This window comes from Streptomyces sp. NPDC005566 (genome assembly GCF_040605575.1).
In the GTDB taxonomy this organism is placed as follows: domain Bacteria; phylum Actinomycetota; class Actinomycetes; order Streptomycetales; family Streptomycetaceae; genus Streptomyces.
This window is the reverse complement of sequence record NZ_JBEXDB010000028.1, coordinates 62815-70633: the sequence shown is the minus strand read 5'-3', so window position 1 is coordinate 70633 and position 7819 is coordinate 62815. Positions and strand designations below refer to the sequence as shown.

The 7819-nt window shown below is 67.4% G+C and carries 6 protein-coding genes and 4 pseudogenes; 2 read left to right on the top strand and 8 right to left on the bottom strand.

Translation table 11 applies throughout. From position 1 onward, the window contains the following. Positions 1 to 196: 196 nt before the first annotated feature. The 5 genes and pseudogenes from ABZS61_RS32300 to ABZS61_RS32280 all read right to left on the bottom strand — a co-directional run bounded on the left by ABZS61_RS32300 (position 197) and on the right by ABZS61_RS32280 (position 4407). Positions 197 to 1381, bottom strand: coding sequence for a zinc-dependent alcohol dehydrogenase (locus ABZS61_RS32300; RefSeq protein WP_356429222.1), 1185 nt, complete (start codon positions 1379 to 1381; stop codon positions 197 to 199). Positions 1382 to 1502: 121 nt separating this feature from the next. After that, positions 1503 to 1748, bottom strand: a pseudogene (locus ABZS61_RS32295) (NADPH-dependent oxidoreductase); the annotation flags it as partial. Positions 1749 to 1750: 2 nt separating this feature from the next. Beyond that, positions 1751 to 1873 (bottom strand): CDGSH iron-sulfur domain-containing protein, encoded by a 123-nt coding sequence (locus ABZS61_RS32290; protein ID WP_356429239.1) that lies wholly within the window; start codon positions 1871 to 1873, stop codon positions 1751 to 1753. An 82-nt stretch (positions 1874 to 1955) separates the two neighbouring features. Beyond that, a pseudogene (locus tag ABZS61_RS32285) lies at positions 1956 to 2640 on the bottom strand (HemK2/MTQ2 family protein methyltransferase). A 288-nt stretch (positions 2641 to 2928) separates the two neighbouring features. Next, a complete protein-coding gene (locus tag ABZS61_RS32280) occupies positions 2929 to 4407 on the bottom strand; it encodes an aminoacid decarboxylase (protein WP_356429219.1) in 1479 nt (492 codons plus the stop codon). Positions 4408 to 4658: 251 nt separating this feature from the next. On the opposite strand from ABZS61_RS32280, the gene ABZS61_RS32275 reads away from it, so the two are divergent. Beyond that, the gene (locus ABZS61_RS32275; RefSeq protein WP_356429215.1) at positions 4659 to 5144 is read left to right on the top strand and encodes a DUF1877 family protein; all 486 of its coding nucleotides are present in this window, start codon (positions 4659 to 4661) and stop codon (positions 5142 to 5144) included. An 18-nt stretch (positions 5145 to 5162) separates the two neighbouring features. Here ABZS61_RS32275 and ABZS61_RS32270 read toward each other — a convergent pair. Then, positions 5163 to 6036 (bottom strand): annotated as a pseudogene (locus ABZS61_RS32270) (IS5 family transposase). A gap of 60 nt (positions 6037 to 6096) precedes the next feature. Then, on the bottom strand, positions 6097 to 6780 hold the full coding sequence (locus ABZS61_RS32265; protein ID WP_356429212.1) for an NAD(P)-binding domain-containing protein: 684 nt from the start codon (positions 6778 to 6780) through the stop codon (positions 6097 to 6099). Positions 6781 to 6854: 74 nt separating this feature from the next. On the opposite strand from ABZS61_RS32265, the gene ABZS61_RS32260 reads away from it, so the two are divergent. Further along, complete coding sequence (locus ABZS61_RS32260) at positions 6855 to 7229, top strand: helix-turn-helix domain-containing protein (RefSeq protein ID WP_356429209.1); 375 nt, start codon at positions 6855 to 6857, stop codon at positions 7227 to 7229. Here ABZS61_RS32260 and ABZS61_RS32255 read toward each other — a convergent pair. Then, positions 7221 to 7773, bottom strand: a pseudogene (locus ABZS61_RS32255) (IS5 family transposase); the annotation flags it as partial. The gene ABZS61_RS32260 and the pseudogene ABZS61_RS32255 overlap by 9 nt on opposite strands. Positions 7774 to 7819 lie beyond the last annotated feature (46 nt).

Genomic DNA, 7819 nt, shown 5'->3' with positions numbered 1-7819 from the left:
GACCAGTCGTTCCCGTGGGGCCAACAGACTCGCTCGAAGCCATGTGGCAAATCCGCGTGAACCGGACAGCACGCGACTACGCCGAAGCCTTGGGTGGTGGCCGGGGTCGGACCCTGAGCGCCCGTTCGTGCGAAGCGGCTCTCACGACAGCCGACGGGGCGGGCTGGGGCCGTCCGGACAGTCGACACCGTACGGCTCAGGGAACCAGGAGCGTCTTGATCATGCCATCCTGCTTGTCCTGGAAAGTCTTGTACGCCTCGGGGCCCTCTTCGAGCGGCAGGTGGTGCGTCGCGAACGTGTCGACGCCCAGGGGGTCTTCGTCAGTCAGCAGGGGCAGGATGTCGTCCACCCAGCGTTTGACGTTGGCCTGGCCCATCCTGAGCTGGATCTGCTTGTCGAACATGGTCAGCATCGGCAACGGGTCGACTGCACCGCCGTACACGCCGGACACCGAGATCGTGCCGCCCCTGCGCACCACGTCGACCGCTGCCCGGAAGGCGGACAGCCGGTCGAATCCCACCGTCTCCATGAGCCGCTCGCCCAGGGAGTCGGGCAGCAGTCCCACAGCTGTGTGAGCGGCCTTCGCAACGGGAGCGCCGTGCGCCTCCATGCCCACCGCGTCGATCACGGCATCAGTGCCACGCCCGCTCGTGAGGTCACGAATGGCTTCACCGAGGTCCTTTCCATGCCGGCGAAAATCGAGGCACGAGACCCCGTCTGCGGCAGCCCGGGACAAGCGGTCGGGTACGAGATCGACACCCACCACCAGGCTGGCGCCGCGGTGCAGCGCGATCCGTGCGGCCATCGCACCGATCGGCCCGAGCCCAAGTACGGTCACCGACCCACCGGGCGGGATCGCCGCGTATTCCACGGCCTGCCATGCGGTGGGCAGCACGTCCGACAGGTAGACGAACCGGTCGTCCGCCGGTCCGTGCGGGACCTTGATCGGCAAGCTGTTTCCGAACGGTACGCGCAGCAGTTCGGCCTGCCCGCCGGGAACCTGTCCGTAGAGCTTGGTGTAGCCGAAGAGTGCGGCGCCCGTACCGCGCTCGCGGACCTGGGTGGTCTCGCACTGGGAGTGCAGGCCCTGGTCACACATGAAGCAGTGCCCGCAGGACACGTTGAACGGGATGACCACCCTTTCTCCGGGGGCCAGGGACGTCACCTCGGAGCCGACCTCCTCCACGATGCCCATGGGCTCGTGACCGAGGATGTCTCCGGGGTCGAGATAAGGGCCGAGGACCTCGTACAGGTGCAGGTCCGAGCCGCAGATACCCGTGGAAGTGATCTTCACGATGACGTCGGTCGGGTCTTCGATCTTCGGGTCCGGAACGGTTTCCACCCGGACATCCCTCTTGCCTTGCCAGGTCAGGGCACGCATATTCCTACTCCTTTCAGAAACTCTCTCTTTCGGGGCGGCCCGTCGCTCACCGGAAGCCGGGACGGGCTCGCTTCGGCGCGCGGGGAGAATCGCGGGCGCATGACGGATGGTGCTCGAATGCTCAGCTGGGCGGGTAGGGGGCGTCCGCGAGGGTGCGGGCCAGGTGTGCGGCGTTCCTGGCCAGCGTGCGCGTCGTCGACTTCACGGCCTCCGGCGTTTCTTCCAAATCCTGGTAGTCGGTGCCGTGCTGGGCTTCGCCCACCCAGTAGGTAACTGCGCCGGGTGGGAGTGTGAAGCCGAGGTCGTTGAGTCCCTGAAACAGGTCGGCGCTGACTTTGTGCGCCCCGTCCTCGTTGCCGACGACAGCGGCTACGCCGACATGTCTCCTCTGCGCGCGCTTGTGCAGCGGCGGTTACTGGTGTCGCACCCCGGGTACATACGGCTGCGGCGGCAGGTGCAAACGGCGGCGACGAACCGGTCGGAGGTGGCGATCGTGCCATCCTCCCGAACAATCTCTACCGGCCCTTAGATCAGGGTCGGGCCGCTTCCCTCGACGGTCACATGTCTGGCGTGATCAGCTTCGTTCGGCACGGATGACCACCAGTTCTTCCTGTCCTCGTCGGGAAGGAGCAGGCCCTGAGTACGCAGCCACGGCAGCCGTTGGGTGATGACGGGCCCGAAGGGCACATGGGCCCGGTGCGTCACGGGGCAGCGCATGCCGGTGTCGGCCAGCCGTCCGAGCGTCTCGTCGGCGCCGCAGAGTGCGGAGTGGACGATGAGCAGTACGCCGTGCGGGTGAAGAACGTCTCGGGCGTGCTCGCATATGCGGTCCAGGGCCTGGCGTCCCCTGTGGCCGGCGTCCCAAGCGACCGAGGATCTGTGTTTGCGCGGGTGGTGCGCAGAGGGCGTGGGCACATACGGCGGGTTGCTCACCACGACGTCGAAGCGCTGTTCGCCGATCGGCCTGTCAGATCGCCGTGCAGCACCCGAACCCGCTGCCCGGCACGGGCGGCGTTCAGCCGGGCTGTCAACACTGCCCGCCGGGAGATGTCGGTCGTCGACACCCGGGCGCCCATTCGCGCAGCCACCACGGCGAGTGCGCCACTTCCGGTGCAGACATCGAGAACATCCGTGCCCCTTGTGATCCCTTCGGCCTGGAGCGCCTGGGCAAGCAGGTAGGTATCGGCCTGGGGAGCGTAGACCCCGGGCAGTGTCCATGGGTTCCCGAAATCGGCGGGCCGTACGGCAGCGGTCGTCATCTGCAGCCTCCGTGAGGAACGAACAGGTATCGGTCGTTGTTCGTCTCGTCAGGCGCGCGCCCACCTCATCCAGAGTGAATGTGCCAACGGTTCGCCGCGACTCGAGCGCGGTCTTTCGCCTTCTGCCCAGCACCTGCCGTCGCATGCCGGTGTCCACTGGTGAGCGCCACTGTCGAAAACCGCTCCCCTCGGGGCGACCGCATCGCGGCATCTCCCGGCAGGCGGGGCTGCGCGCACGTGTGATGCGCGGGGGTTGTCGGCCCAGACACGGTGCCGCTGGGCGCTCGCTCAGTCAGCACCGACATCGTGCACGGACACGCGAATCGTGCCGAGGGTGCTGTCAGCGGCGTCTGGAACGAGCATTCCCCCATCCGCGCCGGTCCGCAGGTAGTCGACTGCGGCCTGATCGAGCAGCTCACCGGGGAGGGCGGCGGGGATCCCTGGAGGGTAGGGAGTGAGCATCTCGGCACAGATCCGGCCGACCGCCTGACTTGCGGGCACCTGTTCGACATCGCCGAAGAACGCGTCCCGGGGAAGCGTGACCTGCCGCAGACGGAGGTCCCCAGGGCTTGGAATGCGGATGTCCGGGGCTGGTGGTAGCTCGTCGGCTCGCGCTACGAGGTCACGCAGGCCGTCGAGGAGCCGCTCCGCCGTCGTGTCGTCGTCGGCGTGGGTGAGCTGGGCGTTGATCCGCCGGTGGTCGGACGTGTGCAAGTTGATGCGGTGGTTTCGGCGCATCCAGTCGGCGGCGTCGTAGCCGCTGAGCTTGACGCCGCTCAGGTCGATGAAGACCTGGAGGGGGTCCAGGTCGAAGGCGCGCCCGGGTGCGCAGAAGTCGTCGCGGTCGTTGACGTGCAGGCCCTCGATGTCCTCGATGGCTTCGCGCACACGGCGGGCCCTGGAGAGGGCATCGTCCAACAGCTCGCGGCCGTGCTCCACCATCTGGCGGCGCCAGCCGTCGAGGGCGGCGTAGATGAGGACCGAGGGGCTGGTGGTGTCCAGGAGGTCGGCACGGGAGGCGAGGGTTGAGGCGGTGACCAGGTTGCCTTGCAGGTGAAAGACCGACCCTTGCTCAAGCCCGGAGCCCATCTTGTGGACCGACGTGACGCACACGTCCGCGCCGGCGTCCATCGCCCAGACGGGCAGCTCAGGGTGGAAGGGCAGGTGCGCACCCCACGCCTCGTCCACGATCAGCGGTACGCCTCGCTCGTGGCACATCGTCGCTACAGCTCCGACGTCAGCGCAGGTCCCATACGGGGTGGGGCTTGTGATCAGCGCACCTCGAGCATCCGGGTGCTGCTCGAATGCCAACCGGAAAGCCTCGGGGGCCGGCGGGTGGGCAAGATGAAGATCGGGATCCCACTGGGGATCGACCCATACTGGACGGATGCCGGCAAGGATCAAGCCGGAGATGACCGATTTGTGTGCGTCGCGCCCGACCAGAAGCTTTTCGTGCGGCCCGGCAACGGACAGCATGGCTGCCTTCACCGACAGCGAACTGCCGCAAGTGGAGAAGAACGTGTGCTCGGCCCCGACGGCGTCGGCCATGAGGGCTTCCGCGCGCTCCAAGACTTTCTGCGACTGGGCCCGGTCGTCCAGACCGGACACCGCGAGCATGTCCGCACTGAAGAGGGCGTCTCCCAGCACAGCCCGTACCCTCGGGTCGGCCCCCCGGCCCTGCTTGTGACCGGGCGGAGTGAACGGCAGTTGCTCCTGCGCCTGGAACGCCTTCAGAGCGTCGAGAACGGGAGCTTTCGAGTGGTCCATGATGTGCGGCTTCCCAGTACAGAAGGGCGAAAACGACACGGGTCAAGGCCGGGGCTGCCCAGGCGTCCGGGAGACCGGGCCCCGGCCGGGTCGACGCTAGCGTCGGTCTCCCGCCGCGCCTACCAGCGAACTCCGAAAGTCCTGCCAGATGGTGCGAGTCGAGCTTGACGACACCTGACTGTCAGAGCCCTCAAGTAAGTTCGGTCCGTTCGACCCGACGGGTGGGTCGTCGAGCTGAGGAATTCATCGTCGTGAGCATCTACCTGCACTTTCGTGCCGTGGCGGAGTCCGAGATCCGGGACGACCACACCTGGCTCGCTGCGTTCATGTCTGAGGCTCGGGAAAACGACGAAGCCGAGTACGCAGCAGGCATTGCCTACTCGATCAACAAGAGCTGGAACGCTGTCAACGACCTCCACGCCGCGGCCGATGCCCTCTACACAGACGCCGACGAGCCTTGGACACTGCCGATCTACGGCGGCCGCCCCGTGCCCCACAGCGCTGATGCGGACCCCTCCGATCCCCCGCTGATGCTTCTGGAACCGCCCGAGGTGTCGCAGGCCGCGCGATTCCTTACAACTGCCTCTTTCGACGATCTGTGGAACGTTGTGGATGCCAAGTTCACTGCCCTCGGCTGGGCCAGGCAGGAACACCTCGAACATCACCGGGACCTGCAAGAGTTCTACGGGCAGGCGGCTGCGGCAGGCCACGCCGTGGTCAAGGCGGTGTGGGCTTGAGACGTGATCACGTGCCGGTCAAAGCCATTCGTTGAGAGCTGCGATCAGCACGGTCGCCTCGTAGCGGACGGCGAGCTGGTCATAGCGCGTGGCGACAGCGCGGTGTCTCTTGAGGCGATTGATCCCGCACTCGACTGCATGGCGCTCGCGGTAGTCGACCGGGGCGAAATGCGGCGGCCGGCCGCCGCGGGAGCCGAGCTTTTGGCGGTTGCGGGCCTGGTCGGCCTTGTCCGGGATGGTGCAGCGGATCTTGCGGCGGCGCAGGTAAGCGCGGTTTCTGCGGGAGGCGTACGCCTTGTCGGCCCGCAACCGATCGGGACGGACGCGTGGCCGGCCCGGCCCGATACGGGGCACGCGAACCTTCTCAAGCACCGGTTCGAACTGCGGGGAGTCTCCGCGCTGTCCGGCCGTCACCACGATCGACATGAGCTTCTGGCCCTGCTCAACTGCCAGGTGCAGCTTGGTGGTGAACCCGCCGCGTGATCTTTCCAGCCGTGATCATGTGGCTCGGCAAAGATGCCGCCCGGTGGTTCTTCTGCAGGTCGCCCTGCTTGCGGGCCCCGGCGGCGTGCTGATGGGCGCGGCAGACTGTGGAGTCGACGCTCAGGTCCCACACGATCGCACCCTCCGCGTCGGCCAAAGACTGGAGCCGGGTGAGGATCCGGTGCCAGGTGCCGTTCCGCTGCCACCGGCGGAACAGGTCGTAGACCCGGCCCCACGGCCCGTACATGACCGGGATGTCCCGCCACGGAACACCGGTACGGACCCGGAACCGTATGCCGTCGATCAACTGCCGCCGAGGCCAGACAGGCGGCCGCCCCGCCCTGGCCCTCTTCGGCAGCAACCGCTCCAGCGCCACCCACTGTTCGTGCGTGAGATCTCCCCGACCCATGAACCGTGATCATGCACAACTCAAGATCCACTTTCGATACACGGCCTAACCTAAGAGCGCCTAACGACAAGCCCTCTCGGTCTCTTCTGATTCCTCGTGTCTCGGTCCGGCGGCGTAGGCCAGCGGGGGTGCGATTGCTTGGGCATCGGCTCCCTCGCCGACCCATAGCCCGATGAAGAGCGCGGCGGTCGCTTCCAGGAGTCCGGCTCGTTCGAGACCGCCGCCGGCCACGGGTTCGCAGCCGACATGCCGCACCAACTGGTGTACAAGCGCGAGGGCCGTTTCGTCGTCTCCGCAAACCGGAACTGCAAGTGGCCGCCCGTCGAAAATGGGCGGCGACATGCGCCACACGTCCTCGTGGCAGAGATTGAACGCCTTGACCACATGAGTTCCCGGGGCCGCCGCGGCCAGTTGCTGTGCGGCCGAGAGGCCGCTCTGTGTCAGCAGCAGAAAGCCCGGACCGACCGGATTGGAACAGTCGATCAGCACCTTGCCGTCCAGGACCGCCCGCAGTTCCCGTGCCACACTCGTCCCCGCGCCGAAGGGCAGCGCGGCCAGCACCACCTGACCGAACTCGGCCGCCGCACGCAGACTGGCAGGCTTTGCGCTGCCCCCGAGGCGCGTCGCGAGCCGCTCCGCCCTGTGCACGTCCCGTCCGCCGATGACCACGTCGTGCCCGGCCCGCACCCAGTGGGTGGCGAGCGCGTCCGCCATGTTGCCCGTGCCCAGTACGCCGATTCTCATCACGCGTTCCCTCCCAGGACCTGCTTGGACCGTTCACAACGACGCTAGAGGGCCCATCGGGCACCATTTGGTACGTGACGACCGACACTTTCCTCGCCGACTGCCGTGCCCGTCTGGCCTTCGACCTCCTCGCCAACACCTGGAACGCCGTCGTGCTCTGGGCACTGCGCGACGGTCCCAGACGCCCGGTCGAACTACGCCGACAGATCGGGGGAATCAGCTCCAAGGTCCTCACCCAGACGCTGCGACGCTTGCAGTCCAACGGGCTGGTGGACCGGCAGGCACACCCCGGAGCGCCACCGCGCGTCGAGTACCAACTCACCGCCCTGGGGCGGACTTTGCTGGCACCCATCGACGCTGTCGGAGCATGGGCCTTCGAGCACGGCGATGAGCTCATGGCCGCCCAGGAAGCCGACTGCACCGCCACCATCCAGTCCGCCTCAAAGTGAGGGCAGGCGCCGCCAGCAGATGAGTACGCATCCAAGGGTGAGGAAGGCTTCGTGGATGTCCTCGCGGATCTCCCAGTGGATCCGCAGGCGGCGGAACCAGTACAGATAGGCGAACGCGCGCTCCACGAACCGGCGTTGGGTGCCCAGGCCCGAGCCGTACTCGGTGCCGCGGCGGGCGATCAGCGGCTTCACACCGAGCTCGCAGGCCAGGCGGCGGTATTTGGCCGTGGTCGTAGCCGCGGTCGCCCAGGGCCACGCCCGGGCGGCGCCGGGCCGGCCGCGCTTGCCGCGTACCGGCGCACGGGTTGGAGGAGCGGGATCAGTTGGGTGACGTCGTTGCGGTTGCCGCCGGTCAGGCGGCGGCGAGCGGGATGCCAGTGGCGTCGGTGATTAGGTGATGCTTGCTGCCCGTCCTGCCCCGGTCAACAGGGCTTCGTCCAGACTTGGAGCCCCCCTTTAACGCCCGTATGTGGGAGCCGTCGACCGCTGCCCGGGAGAAGTCCAGGGCGTTCGCACCGCGCAGCTTGGCGAGGAGCACCTCGTGCGGATCGTTTGTGGGAGTGGGCAGGCTGCGATCCCGGGGCAGCCAG